Below are 19,020 nucleotides of genomic sequence, written 5' to 3' on the forward strand. Positions count from 1 at the left end.
GCCCGGCCACGAGTCGTCGCGAGGCGCACAGGACCGATGCGCGGACCGCGCCCACGCGCTAACCCGCGCGCAGTGCCTCGCGATCGGCGGCGAAGCGGTCGTGCCTGGCGTAGGTGCGGTCGCCGCCGTTGCGGGCGATCGAGCCGCGGACGAGGCGGGTGCGCACGCGAGCGCCGACGTTCTCGTGCAGCCGGGTGGCGCCGGGGATGACGCGGCGCGAGACTTCCAGCGCGCCGTTGAGCACGGCCGTGGCCAGTACGGCGGACTGGAAGAAGCGGCTGTCGGGCAGGCCGAGGAAGTCGGCGTTGGTGCGGCCGAGCACGATTCGGCTGTAGGCGACCATGTACTGGGTGAGCAGGTGGCGGATCGCGCGTTGCGCGGGGGTCCGGTCGCCGACGAACAGTCCGCCCGCGGCGGGGATCAGCGCCTGGGCGAGGCGCTGGGAGTCCTCGTCGGGGATGAACTCGGTGTCGGCCAAAATCCAGAAGGAGCGCCAGGTGTCGGTCTCGCAGGTCGGCAGGATCTGCGGATCGATGCCCAGCAGGAAGCCGATGTAGCGCCACAGCTGGAAGACGGCGTCCTTCTCGCGAGCGGAGAACCGCAGACCGAGCGCCTGCGCGCCGACCAGGTTCGCCATCGAGAACAGGCCGAGGGTGCCGACGGTGAGCACCTGGTTGACCGGCTGATCCCAGGCCGCGTAATCCCAGTCGGGACGGCGGTTCATGCCCGAGCGCACGAGCGCGTGCATCAGCCGCACCCGCAGCACGCTCTGATAACCGATCCCGTTGCGTTCCAGCGAGCCGGGCGTCGTGACGTCGAGCCACCACTGGGTGGTCTCGGCGAGCCTGCGCGGCGCCATCGCGTCCAGATCGCCGGTGCCGACCAGCGTCTTGTCCGCGCGGGACGCGAGGTAGCCGCCCATCAGCGCGAACATCCCCATCGCGATGCCACCCCAGACGCTTGTCCGGCCGACGACCCGGGCCCCACGCTCGATCTTGGTCCGGTCCAGCCAGTACGGCTCGGCCTCCACCTGCTCGAAGAACGCGCGCAGCTCGCGCGGGGCGTCGGGTACCGCGGCGATGCCGCGCACCACGGCCGTCTCGAACATCCGGCGGCCCTCGCCGACCGGCAGCCGCTGGATCATCGCCACCACGTCGTCCGCTAGTGGGTCCCCGACCTGGGCGAATCGGCGGAAGGAGTCCCGCTGTGTCGCGGTGCAGCGCAGATCGCCCGGCGCGAGCACCGGCACCGCGTACTTGAACGGGAACTCGGTGAACAGCTTCGGAGTCGGCAGGAACGTCCGGTTGTCATGCGCCATTGCATTGCACCCATCACTTCGAGGTTCGCGCCAGATCGCAGCGCGTTCTGAGTAGACCGTCCCACAAATCTCCATATCTGGCAATATGCTCTGCCAGAATTGGTCACCGCTGTTCCGCGACGGCTCGCACATTCGCTCGCGGCAACCAAGCCGGGGTGAGCGCGGCGATCGCCAACATGACCAGGCCGAGCAGCGCGAGGGTCGTCGCCATCGACAGCCGGATCGTCGCCAGCGCGACGAACCCGAAGATCACCAGCGAGACCACCTCCGAGAGCAGGCCCGACACCGACGTCACGGTCGCGCGAGCCGGACCCTCGATCGCATCCTGCAACCGCGATTCGGCGACCACCTCGGCGTTGAGGACCACGCCGTAGCCGATGCCGATCGCGGTGAAACCGATGCCGGTCAGCAGGTACACGGCATCGGGGCGATCGGTGGCGAGTCCCGAGACGAGGGAGCCGCCGATGAACAGCATGCCGCCCACCCCGACAGCGAGCGCGATGGTGCGTGCGGACAAGCGCGCCGTGCGACCCGCGAGCAGCGAGCCGGTGAGCGAACCGGCCACCGTCAGTCCGACCAACAGCGGCACCACCACGGTCGGCGCGCCCGCGGACTGGGCGAGCAGCGCGAAGTATTCGTCGTAGGCGGTGATGCCGAACAGCAGCGCACCGAGCAGCACGCCATTGCGTACCCGGCGCACCCGGATCGCCTCGCCGACGCCGGTGCGCAGCATCGTCAGATAGCGGGTGAGGACACCGCGGCTGCCACCCGCGCGGGCCGCGGCGCGTCCGTCGACCGGCACGACGGGATGACCCGGCACCGCGGCGACCACACCCGGGGCCGCTACGCCGACACGGGTCGCGACCGTGTCGGCCGCGTCGTCGTCGAGGTCGTCGACCGATGCCGCCTTCGGCGCGCTCGGCAGCGATACCGCGACGAGCACGTGCGACGCCGCGATCGCCACGCTGGACCAGCCGACCAGCGCGTATCCGCCCAACGCGTACAGCGGCGTCGCGGCGAGGATCGCCACGACCACCGCGCCTTCCGCCGCCGCGCGGGCGTAGCCCATGATGCGCGGGTAGACGCCGGATTCGCCCCTGGCGACCAGGTCGTCGTAGATCAGCGCCTCGAACGTGCCCGACTCCAGGGCGCTGGACACACCCCACAACACGAAGCCGATCGCGAAGCCCGGATAGGACGGCGCGACGGTCCACAGCGTGAACGCGCCGAGCACCAGCACGCCGCTGAGGATCAGCAGGCCGCGCCGGGACACCGTGTCGGCCCAGGCGCCCGAGGGCACCTCGAGGACGAACGCGGTGATCGACCAGAGTGCGAGCAGCGAGGAGATCTGCGCGGTGTTCAGGCCGTGTTCGGCGAACAGCAGCGCGTACAGCGCGTAGAGCGGGATGAGATCGCGTGATCCCTTGAACAGCACCGCACGCGCGGTGAGACCACGGACACCGTGATCACGACCCCGACGCGTGGCGGGTGCGCGGGAAGCTCAATAGCCGTTGATGATCAAGCGCATGTCCTTCAGCTTCGACGCCGGTCCACGTTCGCGTCAAGCGATTTTCCGGGACTCAGCCCAGCGGCAGCCAGCCGTTCGCCGCGGGCATCGGATCGTCACCGATTTCCCGATCGGCGAATCCGGAGCCGACCCGGCCCTGCCCCTCGTTCAGGTCGTTGATCAGCTCCGATACCGGATGCGAATCGCTGTAGTGGTACCCCTGAGCCAGCGCGAAACCGAGCTCGGTCAGCACCGCGGCCTGATACTCGGTCTCCACGCCCTCGGCGATGACCTGGAGGTCGAGCGCGCTGCTGAGCGCGGCGATGACGCCGAGCAGCGGCGGGGCCGGGGAATCCGAGCGGATGGCCGCCACGAAGGACTGGTCCACCTTGATGATGTCGCTCGGCAGGGTGGCGAGGCGGCTGAGCGAGGAGTAGCCGGTGCCGAAGTCATCGATGGCGATGCGCACGCCCCGTTCCCGCAGGGTGTGCAGGTTCGCGATCGCGGTCTGGGATTCGGCGGCCAGCTCGCTCTCGGTCACCTCGAGCACCAGTTGGTCGGCGGGCCATCCGGTGCTCGCGAGAATGTTGGAAACCCGGTCGGCGTAACCCGTTTCGGCCAATTCGAGTCCGCTGACGTTGACGTTGAGCGTCAGATCCAGCTGCGCGAAGGTCTCCTGCAAGCGGGCCGCGTCGGCGCAGGCGCGCCGCAGCACGAGTTCGTCCAGATCGGAGATGAGGTCGTATTCCTCGGCGACCCGGATCAGTCCCTCGGTGGTCACGTCCGGCTGCGCGCTCGACGACCAGCGCAGCAGCGCCTCGACGCCGACCGCCTTGCCGCCGCCCTCGGTCAAGCTGACGATCGGCTGGTAGTGCACGTCCAGCGCGCCGCGGTCGATGGCCTCGCGCAGTTCGACCGCCAGCGGCAGCTGCCTCGAGGACTCCAGCACGGTCCGGTTTCGACCGGCCTGCTTGGCGCGGTACAGACCGACGTCGGCCCGGCTCACCAGCAGCGAGCCGGACTCGCCGGGCTGCCACGACGTGACACCCGCCGAGCAGCCGGTGGTGACGGCCGCCCGCAACTGCTCGGTGAGCAGGATCGCGGCCTGCTCGGTGGTATTCGGCAGCAGCAGCGCGAAGGCGTCGCCGCCGTAGCGGGCCAGCCGCTGTTCCTCGGACAGCAGCTTGGACCAGGTGTCGGCCACGCGCTGCAAGACCGCGTCGCCCGCGCGGTGGCCGAGGTGATCGTTGATCTTCTGGAAGCGGTCGAGATCGACGAGCACCAGCGAAAGACCCTGCCCGTTGCGGGTGGCCTGCGCGATGGCGGTGTTCAGCGCGCGGTCGAAGCCGCGGCGGTTCAGCAGGCCGGTGAGCACGTCGATATCGGCTTCCGAGGCCATCCTGGTCAGAATGCCGACGACGACGCCGACGCCGAACGTCACGCCCGCCGGAATGAGGCCCGACCACCAGGGCAGATCGCGCGCGGGCAGCGCCCACAGGCACAGCGCCATGGCGAAGGCGATGTGCGCCGCGGCCTGCGGCCAACGGAAGAACAAGGCCGCGTCGCACGCGACGAAGACGTAGAACGAGGCGAGGCTGATGCCGCCGACCGTGTTCGGGAACGAGTGCACCGCGATCGTCACGAGCACGGTCGCGATGGCCACATAGCCGTGGTGAATGGAATGCGGCAGGCGCGGACCCCACGCGAGCAGCGTCAGACCCAGCACCAGCGCGATCGCCGCCGCCGTCCCGACCAGTGGCCGATTACCCTCATCGCCCGGTGCGATGGCCGTGATCACCAGGCCAAGCACACCACCCATGACGTAGAACGCCCCGGTGGTTCGAGCCATGACCATTGCCGTCGCCAGCGCCGATGCCGCCCGCACCCGGGTTCGGGTATCGCCGCGCGCCCCGATTCCTCGCACGGGGAACAGCCTAGACACAACGCATCTCACTGGTTGCCACATCCCCGGAATCCGGTATGGCGAACCAGTGGCTATTGCCCGTGGTCAGCCCGCCGGGCGCAGCACCTCGGTACCGACGAACGGCACCAGCGCCTCGGGCACCCGGACCGAACCGTCGGCCTGCTGGTGGTTCTCCAGCATCGCGACGATCCAGCGCGTGGTCGCCAGCGTTCCGTTCAAAGTGGCTGCGATCTGCGGCTTTCCGTTCTCGTCGCGGTAGCGCACGGCGAGGCGACGGGCCTGGAAGGTGGTGCAGTTGGAGGTCGAGGTGAGCTCGCGGTAGGTCCGCTGGCTGGGCACCCAGCCCTCGCAGTCGAACTTGCGCGCGGCCGAGCTGCCGAGATCGCCCGCGGCGACATCGATGATGCGGTAGGGCACCTCGATGGCGGCGAGCATCTCGCGCTCCCAGTCCAGCAGGCGGCGGTGCTCGGCGTCGGCCTGATCCGGCGTGGTGTAGACGAACATCTCGACCTTGTCGAACTGGTGCACCCGGATGATGCCGCGGGTGTCCTTGCCGTAGCTGCCCGCCTCGCGGCGGAAGCACGACGACCAGCCCGCGTACCGCTTGGGGCCGCCGCTCAGATCGAGGATCTCGCCCGAGTGGTAGCCGGCCAGCGGCACTTCGGAGGTGCCGACCAGGTACAGGTCGTCGTCGGCCAGGTGGTAGACCTCGGCCGAATGCTGGCCGAGGAAGCCGGTGCCCGCCATGATCTCCGGGCGCACCAGCACCGGGGGGATCATCATGCTGAAGCCGTTGGCGACGGCCTTCTGCGCGGCTAGCTGGAGCAGGCCCAGTTGCAGCAGCGCGCCGTAACCGGTGAGGAAGTAGAACCGGGCGCCCGACACCTTGGCGCCGCGCTCCATGTCGATCAGGCCGAGCGACTCGCCGAGCTCCAGGTGGTCCTTCGGCTCGAAATCGAATTCGCGCGGCGTGCCGACGGTTTCGAGGACGATGTAGTCGTCCTCGCCGCCCGCGGGCGCGCCGTCCTGCACGACGTTCGAGATCGCGCGGTGCGCGGCGTCCAGGTCGGCGTCGGCGGCGTGCTGGGCCGCCTCGGCCTCCTTGACCTTCACCGACATCTCCTGCGCCTGCGACAGCAGGGTGGGGCGCTCTTCCTTGGACGCCTTGCCGACCAGCTTGCCCATCGCCTTGTGCTCGGCGCGCAGGTTGTCGGCGGTGGCGACCGCGGCGCGGCGCGCGGCGTCCGCCTCCAGGAGGGCGTCGACGAGGGCGGGGTCTTCGCCGCGGGCGCGCTGCGAGGCGCGCACCACGTCGGGGTCTTCCCGCAGGAGTCGGAGGTCGATCATGGGCTATCAGCCTAGTCGGCGGACCCCGGGCGCTTCACCCCGATATCGGTCTGTGGGTTCAGCGGGTCCGATCGGCGTAGCCCGGCCTTCCGCTCCGACCGCCGATGGACTCCGACCGGCGCGCTCGATCGACCTGTTTGCGCCGATATGTCCTGTTCCGGGCCGCTCGGGGCGCGGCGCGCGCATAGTTGGCTTGTGGGCACGACTTTCGACGAGACGACCATCGACAACGCCCTCGCCGACCTGGCCGCGGGCGAGAAGACATGGGCGGCCACCCCGCTGCGCAAGCGCAGGGAACTGCTCGACGAGATCCACAAACGCACCGGCCGCTTCGCCGGCGACTGGGTGCGGGCCGCTCGCACCGTCAAGGACCTGGACGCGGACTCGCCGCTGGTGGGCGAGGAGTGGATGTCCGGCCCCCTGACGCTCTTGCAGGCCACCGCCGCCCTCTCGGCCACCCTGGCGAAACTGGAGGCCGGGCGCAGTCCGCTGGACGGCGTCCGGCTGACCACCGCGCCCGGCGACCGGGTCGCGGTGCCGATCCTGCCCCTCGATTTCTACGACCGGCTGCTGCTCAGCGGCTTCCGCGGCGAGGTCTGGCTGCGACCGGGGGTGGACGCCGCGACGGCCCGCCGTCAGGCCGGACTCGGTCAGCTCGATCCCGCCGCGACTGGCGGCGTCGGCGCGGTGCTCGGCGCGGGCAACATCACCTCGATCCCGCCGCTGGACACGCTCTACGAGCTGTACGCGCACAACCGCGTCGTGGCGCTCAAGCTCAACCCGATCACCGATCCGCTGTTCACGGTGTTCGAGATGATCTTCGCGCCGCTCATCGAGCTCGGCGTGCTGCGGATCCTGGTCGGCGGCGCGGAGGCGGGCGGCTACCTGGTACGCCATCCCGATGTCGCGCACGTGCACATGACCGGAAGCGCCGACACCCACGACGCGATCGTCTGGGGACGCGGAGCCGAGGGCGAGGCGAACCGGCGCGCGGGCACACCACTGCTGAACAAGCCGATCACCAGCGAGCTCGGCGGCGTCTCCCCGACCATCGTGGTCCCCGGCGACTGGTCCGACGCCGACCTGAGCTACCAGGCCCAGCACATCGCGACCCAGCGGCTGCACAACGGCGGCTACAACTGCGTGGCGGCGCAGGCGGTCGTGCTCGGCGCGGACTGGCCGCAGAAGGATCGCTTCCTCGACGAACTGCGCATGGCGCTCGAACTGGCGCCGCAGCGGACGGCCTACTACCCCGGCAGCGACACCCGCGTCGCCGACGCGCTCGCCTCCTATCCGACGGCGGAGCGGCTCGGCCAGGGCCGGGTGCTGATCGACGGCCTGCCGTCGGCCGAAACGCCCCTGCTGCGCACCGAGTACTTCTCGCCGGTGCTCGGCGTGGTCGAACTGCCCGGGCGCGGCGGCGAATTCCTCCAGGCCGCGGTCGATTTCGCCAACGCCGAGCTGACCGGAACGCTCGGCGCCAACGTGCTCGCCGATCCGGGGACGATCGGCAGGCTCGGCATCGCCTTCGACCGCGCGGTGGAACGTCTTCGCTACGGGACCGTCGCGGTGAACGCGTGGACCGGCCTCGCCTTCCTGTCGCCGCGCGCGAGCTGGGGCGCCTTCCCCGGCCACACCGTCGACGACGTGCAGAGCGGAATCGGCGTGGTGCACAACGCTTTCCTGCTCGACGACGTCGAACGCACCGTGGTGCGCGGACCGTTCCGGCCCGCGCCGCGCTCGCTGCTCGGCGGCGAACTCGCGCTCTCGCCCAAACCGCCGTGGTTCGTCGACAACAGCACCGCCGCCACGACCGGCCGCAAGCTCACCGAGTTCTACACCGACCGGAATCCGGCGCGGCTGCCCGGATTGTTCCTTTCCGCGTTCCGCGGCTAGACATGACCAAGGCGCGCGGATTCGGCCAGGTCGTGGCACCCGAGGGCAGACGCTGCCATGATGGACCGCGATGTCCTCCGATGATGTGTCCCAGACTCCGCAGCCCGAGAAGTCGCCGGCGGGTGTATCGGCGCGCTCGGGTTCGTTCCCTCGATCCCTGGCGTCCGCGCGCCGAGCGCTGACCGACGGCGGCGGGCTGCACCTGTCGGCGCCGACGCTGCGCTGGGGCCTGCTCGCCGTCGCGGCGGGCGCCGTCACCGCGGCCTTGGTCACGCTGTTCGTGACCGGCTTCGAGAACGAGACAGGCCTGGAAGCGCACAACCCCGGCGCGCCGGGGCACACCGTGCTGGACAAGGAGTTCGGCACCGCGGCCAAGGGCGACTGCCTGAGCTGGACCAAACCCGACCGCAGCGACCTGGTGAAGGTGTCCTGCGGCAGCAGGCATCTGTTCGAGGTCGCCGCCGACATCGACATGAGCAGATACCCGGGCGTGGAATTCGGGCCCGGCTCGCGCTTCCCGGACTCGCTGCGGCTCACCGAGCTCAAGGAAGAGCACTGCGTGCCCGCGGTACAGCAGTACATGAACGGGAAATTCGACCCGCGCGGTCGCTACGTCGTCGGCCTGATGTACCCGAGCCCGGAGGGCTGGAGGAACGGCGACCGCACCCTGCGCTGCGGTCTTCAGTTCTCCGGCAGCACCGGAACGCCGCTGCCGTCGCAGGGCAGCGCGGTGGAACACGACCAGTCCAGGGTCTTCCAGGCGGGCACCTGCCTCGGCATCAATCAGAATCTGCCGACCGATCCGGTGGACTGCGCGCAGGCGCACGCGGTGGAGATCGTCGCGACCGTCGATCTGGGCGCGCATTTCACCGGCGGTCCGCCCGCCAAGGAGGAGCAGGACAAGTACGTCGAGGAGCAGTGCGCCAACGCGGCCACCGATTACCTCGGCTCCCCCGAGGCGATTCGCGACAAGACGCTGACGCTGTTCTTCGACTACGTCGACGCGCGCAGTTGGCTCGCGGGCAGCCGCAAACTGGACTGCATGATCGGCAAGGGCACCGACCGCGAGGGTTTCGCGCCCATCACCGGTTCGGCCAAGGGCGAGATCCTGATCAACGGCCAAGCCCCTGTGCCGCCGCCGAATTCGGGTCGCTCCACGCCCGCGCCGCTGCCCGGCGCCGCGCCGCTGCCCCCGCAGCCACGGCCGCGGTAGGGCGCGTACACGCATGGCGGTCTTCATGTCCGAGGACCGGTTCGAGGAACTGGTCTCCGACGCACTGGATCTGATCCCGGCCGAGCTCGCGCGCGCCATCGACAATGTGGTCGTGCTGATCGAACCGCGCAATATGGAAGACCCGCATTTGCTCGGGCTCTATCACGGAATCGCGTTGACGGAGCGGGACAGTCAGTACGGCGGCGCGCTGCCCGACACGGTGACCATCTATCGCGACGCGATTCTGGAGATCTGCGCCGACGAGGAAGAGGTCGTCGAAGAAGTCGCGATCACTGTGATCCACGAGATCGCACACTATTTCGGCATTGACGAAGACCGCCTGCATCAGCTGGGATGGGGCTAGTCTTTACCAAGTCGTCGGTGCGAGCCGCGTCATTCGGACGGACACGGTGCGCAGGGGAGCGCGGACGGCTGGCAAGATCGCAAAGAAGTAGGGGATTCGATGGAACCGATCGCGTGGCTGTCGCGTCCTATCACTCGTAGGGGGAATTCTCGTGGTTCCGCCCCATAGCCGCCACTAGAAGGAGTCGAGTAATGGTTGGCCACGTTTCGATCTCGCCCGAGATCATCCTCGCCGCCGCTGCCGAGCTGGACTTGCTGGCCGAACGATTGGCCGCCGCCGCGGCGGTCACCGCCCCGGCGACGCACGTCCTCCCGTCCGGCGCCGACGAGGTCTCGCTGCTCGCCGCCCACCACTTCAACAAGGCCGCCGCGACGCACGACGGCTCCGTCGCCCAGGGCATCCTCGAGCTGCACCATGCCGCCGCCGTCCTGCGCATGCAACTCGCCACCCACGTCGCCGAGGACGTCGTCAAGGCGGGCGTGATGCACGGCGTCGCGGGCACCATCGGCGCCTGATCGCGGACATCGAAACACAAGGGGAGAAACAAGCATGACCGCAGGTATCACCGGGGTGTTCTGGCTGCCCCGCATGGCCGAAGTGAATTCCGCGCTGCTCCACTCGGGCGCGCACGCCGTACCGATCTCGGCCGCCGCCACGGCGTGGGGCGGGCTCACCGCGGCCTGGGTGGACGCGACCGCGACCGTCACCCGCGTGATGGCCGAGCTGGGCGTCGGCATGCAGGGTGTCAACGGCATCGCCGCGCTGTCCCGGCTGGTCGGATTCACCGGCTGGGCGGAGCAGCAGGGCGTGATGGCCGCCTCGATGGGAGCGAAGGCCGCGGCGAACGCCACCGCCTACACCGTCGCGGCACTGACGATGCCGAGCCCGCCCGAGATCGTCGCCACCAACACCGCCGTCTTCGTCTCCGCGAACCCCGCGGGCGCGGTGTCGGGCGCGTGGGAGGCGGCCGAACTGGCCAAGCACGCGATGGACATCCGCGCCGCGCTGGTCATGGAGACCTACGAGGCGGCGACCACGGCGACCGTCACCACCCCCGGCGAGTTCTACAACCCGCCGCCGATCGCCAACGGCGCGGGCACCGCGGACCCCGGCTCGGCCGAGGCCACCTTCCAGGGTGACCCGGTGCAGTCGGCCATCGCGACCGCCGTCTCGGTGGTGAACAACCCGGCGGTGGCCAGTGCCGCGACCCAGGTGGCCAACGTGGCGGGCACCGTCGCCACCGGTGGCGTGAGCACCGTCGGCAACATCGGCGCCAACGCGATCGCGGCGGTCACCAGCGCGGGCGCGCCGAGCGTCGCGCCGGCCGCGCCGATGACGATGATGGCGGGCGGCATGGCGGGCGCCGCGGCGACCACCGCCTCGACCCGCTCGGCGACCTTCGGACCGAGCGTCAACCTGAACAACGGCTCGCTGAAGCTTCCGGAGGGCTGGGGTTCGGGTCTGCCGACCAACGCGCCCGCCGCGGCTCCGGTGGCCGAGGTCGTCGCCCGGGTCGATGCCGCGCCGGTCCGTCCGGCCGCCACCAACCCGGCGGGCAGCCCGCTGCTCGGGAGCACGCGCAGCGCCGAGGACGACGAGTCCGAGCACAAGGGCGCCGACTACCTGCGTGGCGATCACTTCACCGACGGTCGTTTCTCCGCCGATGGCGTCATCGGCGCCGACCCTGCCGGGACGGCTAAGTGACGATTCTGGGTGCGGGCCGCGGCCCGTCGATGCTCGGGGGCGTCACGTTGTCGCTCGACGAAATGCAGTTCCTCCTGGAGAAACTGGAGTTCGACGAGCTTCCCGTCGTGCTGCAAGCGATGGGTCGCTACGACAACCAGACCGACCACGACGCCGCGATGGACGTGGCCGCCCAGTCGCTCACGGAGCGGGACTTCCTGATCGACGGGATCGTCCACCGGGAACTCGAGGACCGATTGCGGACGCTGTACCGGCCGCACTGGGTGCTCGCGCTGCGGTGGAACGTCGAGGGGCAGGTCAGCCGGTTGTGTCTCGCGAAGGGTGACGACATGGTGGTCGTCGCCCTCCGCGGGCCGGAGTCCTACGTCATCGACGAGGTGGAAGAGGATCTGCCGGGACCGATCGTCGCGGCGCTCGGCCCGGCCGAGCCGCTCGAGCTGGAGAGCATGAACGCCGAGACCGAGCTGCTCGCACCGATCTTCAACGAGACCGGCGACGCCGCGGCGACGGCCAACCGGTTGGCGAAGGTGTGCAACCCGAACCGCGACGCGCAGACGCTGGCCTCGGCGCTGGTCGAAATCCATTCGCACGCGCAGATTTCCGGTGTGGCGTACGGCGACGGGACCAGGGACATCTCGGACAACCACATCGCGATCTTCAACACGCGCAACGGACGGTTCCTGATCACGGCCAGCGTCGCCGACGACGGGACGAAGTGGTCGTCGATCAGTTCCGGTACGACGGCGCGGCTGCGGACGGCGTTGCTGGATCTGATGAATTCGCTGCCGGAGCGGGAGGATTTCCCGCAGCGGGCGGCGAAGTAGCGGTGAGCTCAGCCCATCGGGTCGTCGGCGGTGGGTGAGACCTCGTAGTCGAAGGGCGGGACGAAGCGGCCCCAGCGGATGCAGTCCCAGCCGCCGTCGGGGCGCGGGACCAGCTCGATGGTCTCGGTGTTGTCGAGGTGGTTGTTGGTGGTGAACGGCGGCGCCACTCCGCTGAGCGTGCGCGCGACCAGTCGCATCGCCGCGCCGTGGTTGACCAGCAGCACGTCACCGCCGCCCGCCTCCGGCAGCAGGAAGGACGTGCGCAGGGTTTCGACGACCGGGAGGAATCGCGCGAGGACGTCCTCGCCGGATTCGCCGCCGGGCACCCGCTCGGTCAGATCACCCTCGTGCCAGGCGCGGTAGATGCGCTGGAAGGTCCGGTGCGCGTCGGGATCGTTCAGCCCTTCCAGTTCGCCGACCTGGACCTCGTGCACGTCGTCGAGGATGTCAGCCGCGACGCCGGTCGCCGCTTCGATGTAGCTCGCCGTCTGCCTGGCGCGCAACGCGGCCGAGGAGAGCAGTGCGCGCGGCGGCGCGAGCAGGTTCGAACCGAACGTTTTCGCTTGGGCCGCACCGCGTTCGGTCAACGGCAGCCCGGGCACCCTGGTGTCGAGAATCTTGGCGACGTTGCCTTCGGTCTCCCCGTGCCGGACCAGGATCAGCTTGCCCGCGATCTCGTTCATAAGTCCGCCACCCCCTTTCGTAACTGAGTCAGCCACTCCGCGGCCGCCTCGTCGGACGGCGGCGGCGTCCCGGTCGCCGAAGTCGCGGGCCAGGAACCGAGGAAGCGGATCCGGGCCGTGCGGTGCAGCGCCTTGAGCGCCTCGGCCACCGCGGTGTCATCGATATGCCCGACGCAGTCGAGATAGAACCGGTAGGTGCCCATTCCCGTTCGGGTGGGCCGGGATTCGATCCTCGTCAGGTCGATGCCGCGCGTCGCGAACTCGGCGAACGCGCGCATCAGCGAGCCGGGCTCGTTCGCCAGCTCCAGCACGATCGAGGTGCGGTCGGCGCCGGTCGGCGCCGGGGCCACCCGCGGCCTGGTGACCAGCACGAAGCGGGTGATCGCCTGCTCGTTGTCGGCCACCCCGGAAGCCAGTGCGATCAGCCCGAGCCGCTCCCCCGCCAGCGCGGTGGAGACGGCCGCGTCGGCGCGCCCGGCCGCGACGTCCTCGGCGGCGGCGGCATTGGAAGCCGAGGTGTAGATCTCCGCGTCGGCCAAGCGTCGCGCGATCCACATCCGCACCTGAGCGGCGGCCACCGGGTACGCGGCCAGCGTCCGCACGTCGGACAACTCGGTGCCCGGCCTGGCCAGGATGGTGAAGCTGACCTCCAGCTCCGTCTCCGCGACAATCTGCAAGCGCGGCCCGATGGCCAGCGAATCCAGCGTCGCCGAGATCGAACCCTCCACGGAACTCTCGATCGGCACGACCGCGCCATCGACGTCGCCGGACCGGATCAGATCGAGTGCGGCGCCCTGGCTGGGCGCGGCGACTCGCTCGACGGGTCCGTCGAAGACCGCCGAGGACTCGAGCTTGGCGAGGGCCATCTCGGTGAAGGTTCCGGACGGTCCGAAATACGCGATGCGCGGCACCCCTACGACATTACAAGCGGTGGGGAGACAGCAAACCGGTTCGTGGGGGTGCGTCCTTGCTCAGGTTGGTCGGTGGATTCTGGGGAGTGGTTGTGGTGCTGTCGGGCGTCAGGTCGTGGTGCTGGTTTCGCGGTTCGGCGTCCAGTCGGCGGGTGGGGTGCGTTGGTGGACGTTGTTCCTAGGGTTTACCTGCGAGTTCACGCGCTCCTACCCAGGTTTTCCTCGAACGGTGCTGGGCACGTTGGGAGCCGTACCCGGCTTACCTCCCGCAGTCGTGGGGCGTAGGCACAGCTCCCGGCGGGGTCATCTGGCTGTGGTTGCGTTCTTCGTGGTGAGTAGCTGGTGATTTTCGAGGGGACGTGCGAGTTCGTAGTTGGGTTGCTTTGGGCGCGGGTTCGCCGGTCCGGGGCAGCCCACTGCAAAGCCCCGAAAATCGACGGTAGTCAAATGGTTGCTAGTTGATCTTGAACAGCCACCATATGACTACCGTCGGATCCATTTCTCTATCGACGGTAGTCAAATGGTGGTTGGGCCCTTGACAGGCCAACAGCCCTCCTCAGCTCGACCCGCCAAGACCTCTCTTCGAATGAACTCTCTAGACGCAACCACAGCCAGATGACCACGCCGGAAGCCGAGCCCACCCACCTGACTGCGGGAGGTAAGCCGGGTACGGCACCCGACGCGCCCAGCACTGCTCCGAGGAAAACCTGGGTAGGCACACCCTTCGAAAACCCGCAACATTGGACGAAAACACTGGTAGGCGCACCCCCTTGGGCACCCCCAACACCGGAAACGGTCACCCCAACGCAACACCCATAACAAACCGAACCCAACGCCAAACAAAGCCAGGCGCATCTCGAAGCCAACTTGGGAAACAGCCCACCGAACACCTACGCCCCGAAGCGGGCAACGACTTAGGGAGCAAGCACTCCCAACGCATTACGAACCCGCTCCGGCTCAGCGGTCTCCACAGCGAGCAGAACCTCTCGAACCGCCTCCACCGCAGGCGGTTTCAACCCCGTCAAGAACGCGATGTCGGGCCGAACCAGCGCATCCCGAATGTCCTCACCGCACAACGCCGCCGCGGTCGCGGCAACGATGGCGACGGCGCGCTCACCATCGTCCGTGCGCGCGACGAATCCGGTATCGGAGTGCGCGATGGCAGCAAGGAAGTCGGCGATCTCGGAGTCGGGAGCGTCGGCGTCCAGGGTCGGGGCATCGGGAACGGAGCCAACGGGGCGGACGAGCCCGTCGACCAGGCTGCGGCGGGCAGGGGTGGACAGCGTGACCAGCACCGGTTCACTCATGCCGTTCCCTGCCGTCGGTGTCGCATCTCCCACGACATCACCGTAGCGGGCCCAGATTCTGGAATCAGCTGGAAGGTAACGCTTGCGGATCGAGGGCGGCTCACTTAGCTTAGGATTACCTAATTGACGCCGCCGCCATCACCACGGAGGTCCGCATGCCGAATCCGACCGTCGCGCCTACCACCGCCGAGCGGGTGCGCAGCGCGTGCGCCCACGCGGAGCAGGCGGTTCTCGCGCTGCCGGGTATCGATCCGACCCCGACGTCGGTGCATCACCTGCGACAGTGCGGGGATGTGGTGGTCGCGGTGCCGAACGGCTCGCTCGCCGCGGTGCTGACCGGTAACTCCGGGCCCGGCGGCGCGGCGGCGGTGCTCGAACTCACCGATCACGCGCCGCTGCCGCTGCGCGAGCCGGTCCGCGCCCTGGTGTGGCTGCGCGGTACCGTGCGCGCCGTGCCCGCGCAGGCCCAGCGCGTGCTGGCGGGCGAAGTAGCCAAGGACAACCCGGACCCCGCGCTGCTGGACGTCGGGCACACCTCGACGCTGCTGCGGCTGGTGATCAACAGCGCCGTCATGGCCGACTCCACCGGCGCCGAATCGGTTTGTGTCGAGGAACTGCGGCTCGCCCAGCCGGACCCGTTCTGCACGATGGAGTCGGCCTGGTTGCAGCATATGGACGCCGACCACGCCGACGTCATCGCCCAGCTCGCGCGCCACCTGCCGCCGCGCCTGCAGACCGGCACCGTGCACCCGCTCGCCATCGACCGCTACGGCGTCACCCTGCGCATCGAAGGTCACGACGGCGACCACGACTTCCGCCTCCCCTTCAGCGCTCCGGCCAACGACGTCGAATCCCTCAGCCGCGCCGTCCGCACCCTGGCGGGTTGCCCCTTCCTCAACGGCATCCGCCGCATGTGACCGCGGCCTCGGCGCGAACCCGCCGCTAGATTCGACGCATGCGTGCTGAGTCGGATGCCCCCGGCGAATCCGAGTTGACCGACCGGGAGCGTCTCGGGATCCGGATCGAGATCGCGATCGTGCTGACCGTCACCTTCGGGTTGAGCGGGGTCAGCGCGGCGCTCTCGCTGGTGGACAGTGCGCTCGGACCGGGCGGCGTCGGCGGGCGGACGGTCGCGCTGAACGCCTCGCGCTCCGACCACTCGCTGATCGATCTGCTGTTCCAGTTGCTCGGGGTGTTGCGGCTGGCCGGGTGGGCGGCGCTGGGTCTGTATCTGTTGTGGCGCAGCGGGATCGGGCCGCGGTTGATCGGGCTCGCGCGGTTCCGTCCGAAAGCGGACGGGTTGCCGGGGCTGGTGCTGGCCGCGATCATCGGGCTGCCCGGGCTCGGGCTGTATCTGGTCGCGCACGCGATGGGGTTCAGCGTGACGATCGTGCCGAGTTCGCTGGACGAGCACTGGTGGCGGCTGCCCGTGCTGATCCTGTCCGCCTTCGCGAATTCGTTCGCCGAGGAGATCCTCGTGGTCGCTTACCTCATCACGCGGCTGCGCAGACTCGGCTGGACGGAGAATTCCGCGCTGGTCGCCTCGGCGCTGTTACGTGGCAGCTATCACCTTTACCAAGGGCTCGGCGGCGGTCTCGGAAACCTGGTGATGGGCTTGATCTTCGGCCGCTACTGGCAGCGCACCAACCGGCTGTGGCCGCTGATCCTGGCGCACGCGACCATCGACGCGGTCGCCTACATCGGCTACACGGCGCTGCGCGGACGCGTTTACTGGCTGCCGTAACGGAATCACGCTGCCGGGTGATTATCGGAGAAACCAGTGCCGCCCCCGATCAGTAGAGTCAGTGTGATGAACGGCGACGACCCCCGCGATGCGCGGACGCGCCGGGTGCCGCCGCCGCAGGGCCGCCCCGGCGTGCCGCGACCACCCCAACCGGGCGGCGCCGCCGTACCGCCCCCGCCCCGAGGCGCCGTCCCGCCCCCGCAACACGGCCGGGGTGCCAACCCGCCGCGCGATGCCGTTCCGCCGCCACAGCGCCGCTCCGCACAACCGCCACAGGGTGGCAATCCCCCTCCGGGCCACACCGCACGGCCCGGCCACGCCGCACCGCCGCACGACCGCACCCCCGTCCCGCCACCGCATGGTCGAGGCGACGTCCCGCGCTCGGGCCGGGCCGCCGCGGGCTACGGCGCTGCCCCGCCGCACGGCGACCCGGCCGCCCAACACGGTCGCCCTCCGCACGGTCGACCCGGCCGAGGCCGAATCGAACGGACGACCAAGATCCTCCGCCGCGACGGCGCCGACCCCAACGCCCAGCCCCTCGCCTATTCCCAGGTCCCCCAGGAATCGCACGAAGCACCCCCGCGAATGCGCAAAGCCGAACCCGAGTACGCGCCGACGCAACAACCGGAGCCGTTCCACGACCCCGTTCCGCCGCGCACCCACGCCCCGAGCCCGCGCGGACGCCGCAGCACCCCGCCACCGCCCCCTCCTGCCGCGCCGCCGCGCGCCGGTCGCGCCCCGCGCCCGCGCCGCAAGCGGCGTCCGTTCCGCTGGTTCCTGGTGTTTCTGCTGCTGTTGGTCGTCGGCTCGGTCGCAGCGCTGATCAATCTGGACGGCAAGCTGACCCGCATCGATGCCTTGGCCGGATACACCGACCGGGTCGGCAACACCCCCGGCACCAACTGGCTGCTCGTGGGCTCCGACGGTCGCGGCGGCCTCTCCCCCGAACAGGAGCAGGAGCTGGCCACCGGCGGTGAGGTCGGGCCGGAGCGCACCGACACGATCATGCTGGTGCACATCCCGAAGTCGGGCCCGGCCACGCTGGTCAGCCTGCCGCGCGACTCCTACGTCGGCATCCCGGGCCACGGCAAGGACAAACTCAACGCCGCGTTCGCGATCGGCGGGCCGCAGCTGCTCGTGCAGACCGTGGAGATCGCGACCGGCCTGCGCATCGACCACTACGCCCAGATCGGCTTCGCCGGTTTCGCGGGCATCGTCGACACGCTGGGCGGCATCGACGTCTGCGTGCCCAAGCCCATCGACGACCCGCTCGCCGGGATCGACCTGGAGGCGGGCTGCCAGAAGCTGAACGGACCCGACGCGCTCGGCTTCGTGCGGTCCAGGGCGACCGCGCTGGCCGACATCGACCGGATGAACAACCAGCGCCTCTTCATGGCCGCGCTGCTGCAGAAGGCGACCAGCGGCGCGACACTGGCCAACCCGTTCAAGCTCTGGCCGCTGGCGGGCGACACGGCGCGCTCGCTGAAGGTCGACGAGGGCGATCACATCTGGGACCTCGGCCGCCTCGGCTGGGCGATGCGCGGCGAGACGGTCGCGACCACGGTGCCGGTCGGCGGTTTCGACGACGTCTCCGGCATCGGCAACGTGCTGCTGTGGGACAAGACGAAGGCGGGCGCGTTCTTCGAGGCGCTCGCGGACGACAGATCGATCCCGGAGGAGCTGATCACGCGGTAGCGTCGGAGTATGTCCGACACCGATGGCGCCCCGCCCTTTCCGGCCTTGCTGCGCGATCAGATCCGGCACGGATTCACCGTCGCGCAGCAGTATCTCGCCGGCGCGGTCTACTTCGACGCGCACCGGCTCCCGCAGTTGGCCCGACATTGCTATGCCCGCTCGGAGGAGCACCGCGGGCACGCGCTGCGCATGGTGCAGCATCTGCTCGACCGGGATCTGGAGATCCGGGTCGGTGGCCTGGACTCGATCCGCTCCGACTTCGAATCCCCGCGCGCCGCAATCGCTTTCCTGCTCGAGGCGGAGCGCGGCTGCACCGCGCAGGTCACCGCGCTCGCGAAGGCAGCGCGAGACAGCGGCGACTACCTCGGCGAGCGATTCACCCAGTGGTTCCTGAAAGCGCAGCTGGACAACGTCGCCCGGATGACGACGCTGCTGACGGTGCTCGACCGGGAGGGCAACCTGTTCGACGTCGAGCAGTTCGTGGCGCGCGAGGTACGCGCTCCCGCAAAGGCGGACATTTCGGCGCCGAAAATGGCTGGCGCAGCAAACATTTAATTAGGCAACACTAGCCTCAATAAGGGTG

The 19,020-nt window shown here is 69.6% G+C and carries 17 protein-coding genes; 10 read left to right on the forward strand and 7 right to left on the reverse strand.

Annotated elements, in window-relative coordinates; translation table 11 throughout:
* Positions 1-58: 58 nt before the first annotated feature.
* The 4 genes from FB390_RS05385 to serS form a co-directional block, all read right to left on the reverse strand.
* Positions 59-1,318 (reverse strand): oxygenase MpaB family protein, encoded by a 1,260-nt coding sequence (locus tag FB390_RS05385; RefSeq protein ID WP_141807955.1) that lies wholly within the window; start codon positions 1,316-1,318, stop codon positions 59-61.
* 103 nt (positions 1,319-1,421) lie between these two features.
* Positions 1,422-2,753, reverse strand: coding sequence for an MFS transporter (locus FB390_RS05390; RefSeq protein WP_141807956.1), 1,332 nt, complete (start codon positions 2,751-2,753; stop codon positions 1,422-1,424).
* Between the two features lie 145 nt (positions 2,754-2,898).
* Positions 2,899-4,749 (reverse strand): putative bifunctional diguanylate cyclase/phosphodiesterase, encoded by a 1,851-nt coding sequence (locus tag FB390_RS05395; RefSeq protein ID WP_246123869.1) that lies wholly within the window; start codon positions 4,747-4,749, stop codon positions 2,899-2,901.
* 84 nt (positions 4,750-4,833) lie between these two features.
* On the reverse strand, positions 4,834-6,096 hold the full coding sequence (gene serS, locus FB390_RS05400; RefSeq protein ID WP_141807957.1) for a serine--tRNA ligase: 1,263 nt from the start codon (positions 6,094-6,096) through the stop codon (positions 4,834-4,836).
* Positions 6,097-6,243: 147 nt separating this feature from the next.
* Here serS and FB390_RS05405 point away from each other — a divergent pair, with 147 nt between their 5' ends.
* The 6 genes from FB390_RS05405 to FB390_RS05430 all read left to right on the forward strand — a co-directional run bounded on the left by FB390_RS05405 (position 6,244) and on the right by FB390_RS05430 (position 12,097).
* Complete coding sequence (locus FB390_RS05405) at positions 6,244-7,992, forward strand: aldehyde dehydrogenase family protein (protein ID WP_141807958.1); 1,749 nt, start codon at positions 6,244-6,246, stop codon at positions 7,990-7,992.
* A 70-nt stretch (positions 7,993-8,062) separates the two neighbouring features.
* A complete protein-coding gene (locus FB390_RS05410; protein ID WP_141807959.1) occupies positions 8,063-9,205 on the forward strand; it encodes a septum formation family protein in 1,143 nt (380 codons plus the stop codon).
* A 13-nt stretch (positions 9,206-9,218) separates the two neighbouring features.
* A complete protein-coding gene (locus FB390_RS05415) occupies positions 9,219-9,569 on the forward strand; it encodes a metallopeptidase family protein (RefSeq protein ID WP_141807960.1) in 351 nt (116 codons plus the stop codon).
* A 191-nt stretch (positions 9,570-9,760) separates the two neighbouring features.
* A complete protein-coding gene (locus tag FB390_RS05420; protein ID WP_141807961.1) occupies positions 9,761-10,084 on the forward strand; it encodes a PE domain-containing protein in 324 nt (107 codons plus the stop codon).
* Between the two features lie 34 nt (positions 10,085-10,118).
* Positions 10,119-11,273: a PPE domain-containing protein gene (locus tag FB390_RS05425; protein ID WP_141807962.1), complete on the forward strand. Its 1,155-nt coding sequence runs from the start codon at positions 10,119-10,121 to the stop codon at positions 11,271-11,273.
* Positions 11,270-12,097: an ESX secretion-associated protein EspG gene (locus tag FB390_RS05430; protein ID WP_185756948.1), complete on the forward strand. Its 828-nt coding sequence runs from the start codon at positions 11,270-11,272 to the stop codon at positions 12,095-12,097. The genes FB390_RS05425 and FB390_RS05430 overlap by 4 nt, the downstream gene beginning before the upstream one ends.
* Positions 12,098-12,105: 8 nt before the next feature.
* Here FB390_RS05430 and FB390_RS05435 read toward each other — a convergent pair whose 3' ends face one another.
* The 3 genes from FB390_RS05435 to FB390_RS05445 form a co-directional block, all read right to left on the reverse strand.
* A complete protein-coding gene (locus FB390_RS05435) occupies positions 12,106-12,771 on the reverse strand; it encodes a histidine phosphatase family protein (protein ID WP_141811564.1) in 666 nt (221 codons plus the stop codon).
* 5 nt (positions 12,772-12,776) lie between these two features.
* Entirely contained in the window at positions 12,777-13,691 is a 915-nt protein-coding gene (gene pheA, locus FB390_RS05440) for a prephenate dehydratase (RefSeq protein WP_141807963.1), read from the reverse strand.
* 914 nt (positions 13,692-14,605) lie between these two features.
* On the reverse strand, positions 14,606-14,998 hold the full coding sequence (locus FB390_RS05445) for a hypothetical protein (protein ID WP_141807964.1): 393 nt from the start codon (positions 14,996-14,998) through the stop codon (positions 14,606-14,608).
* Between the two features lie 155 nt (positions 14,999-15,153).
* Between FB390_RS05445 and FB390_RS05450 the strand changes: the two genes are divergently transcribed.
* The 4 genes from FB390_RS05450 (at position 15,154) to FB390_RS05465 (ending at position 18,992) form a co-directional block, all read left to right on the forward strand.
* Positions 15,154-15,915 carry a DUF2470 domain-containing protein gene (locus tag FB390_RS05450; RefSeq protein WP_141807965.1) on the forward strand — a complete coding sequence of 254 codons (762 nt, stop codon included), beginning with the start codon at positions 15,154-15,156 and terminating at the stop codon, positions 15,913-15,915.
* A 38-nt stretch (positions 15,916-15,953) separates the two neighbouring features.
* Positions 15,954-16,742, forward strand: coding sequence for a CPBP family intramembrane glutamic endopeptidase (locus FB390_RS05455; RefSeq protein WP_141807966.1), 789 nt, complete (start codon positions 15,954-15,956; stop codon positions 16,740-16,742).
* A gap of 498 nt (positions 16,743-17,240) precedes the next feature.
* On the forward strand, positions 17,241-18,437 hold the full coding sequence (locus tag FB390_RS05460) for an LCP family protein (protein ID WP_141811566.1): 1,197 nt from the start codon (positions 17,241-17,243) through the stop codon (positions 18,435-18,437).
* 9 nt (positions 18,438-18,446) lie between these two features.
* Positions 18,447-18,992: a ferritin gene (locus tag FB390_RS05465; protein ID WP_141807967.1), complete on the forward strand. Its 546-nt coding sequence runs from the start codon at positions 18,447-18,449 to the stop codon at positions 18,990-18,992.
* Positions 18,993-19,020 lie beyond the last annotated feature (28 nt).

Source organism: Nocardia bhagyanarayanae, from assembly GCF_006716565.1.
Classification (GTDB): Bacteria; Actinomycetota; Actinomycetes; order Mycobacteriales; family Mycobacteriaceae; genus Nocardia; species Nocardia bhagyanarayanae.

What these genes read in the sequence shown, in the direction of transcription:
- FB390_RS05385 (WP_141807955.1), bottom strand. Translation starts at nt 1,318, where the DNA reads ATGGCGCATGACAACCGGACGTTCCTGCCGACTCCGAAGCTGTTCACC.
- FB390_RS05410 (WP_141807959.1), top strand. Translation starts at nt 8,063, where the DNA reads ATGTCCTCCGATGATGTGTCCCAGACTCCGCAGCCCGAGAAGTCGCCG.
- FB390_RS05450 (WP_141807965.1), top strand. Translation starts at nt 15,154, where the DNA reads ATGCCGAATCCGACCGTCGCGCCTACCACCGCCGAGCGGGTGCGCAGC.
- serS (WP_141807957.1), bottom strand. Translation starts at nt 6,096, where the DNA reads ATGATCGACCTCCGACTCCTGCGGGAAGACCCCGACGTGGTGCGCGCC.
- FB390_RS05445 (WP_141807964.1), bottom strand. Translation starts at nt 14,998, where the DNA reads ATGAGTGAACCGGTGCTGGTCACGCTGTCCACCCCTGCCCGCCGCAGC.
- FB390_RS05420 (WP_141807961.1), top strand. Translation starts at nt 9,761, where the DNA reads ATGGTTGGCCACGTTTCGATCTCGCCCGAGATCATCCTCGCCGCCGCT.
- FB390_RS05405 (WP_141807958.1), top strand. Translation starts at nt 6,244, where the DNA reads ATGTCCTGTTCCGGGCCGCTCGGGGCGCGGCGCGCGCATAGTTGGCTT.
- FB390_RS05425 (WP_141807962.1), top strand. Translation starts at nt 10,119, where the DNA reads ATGACCGCAGGTATCACCGGGGTGTTCTGGCTGCCCCGCATGGCCGAA.
- FB390_RS05415 (WP_141807960.1), top strand. Translation starts at nt 9,219, where the DNA reads ATGGCGGTCTTCATGTCCGAGGACCGGTTCGAGGAACTGGTCTCCGAC.
- FB390_RS05455 (WP_141807966.1), top strand. Translation starts at nt 15,954, where the DNA reads ATGCGTGCTGAGTCGGATGCCCCCGGCGAATCCGAGTTGACCGACCGG.
- FB390_RS05465 (WP_141807967.1), top strand. Translation starts at nt 18,447, where the DNA reads ATGTCCGACACCGATGGCGCCCCGCCCTTTCCGGCCTTGCTGCGCGAT.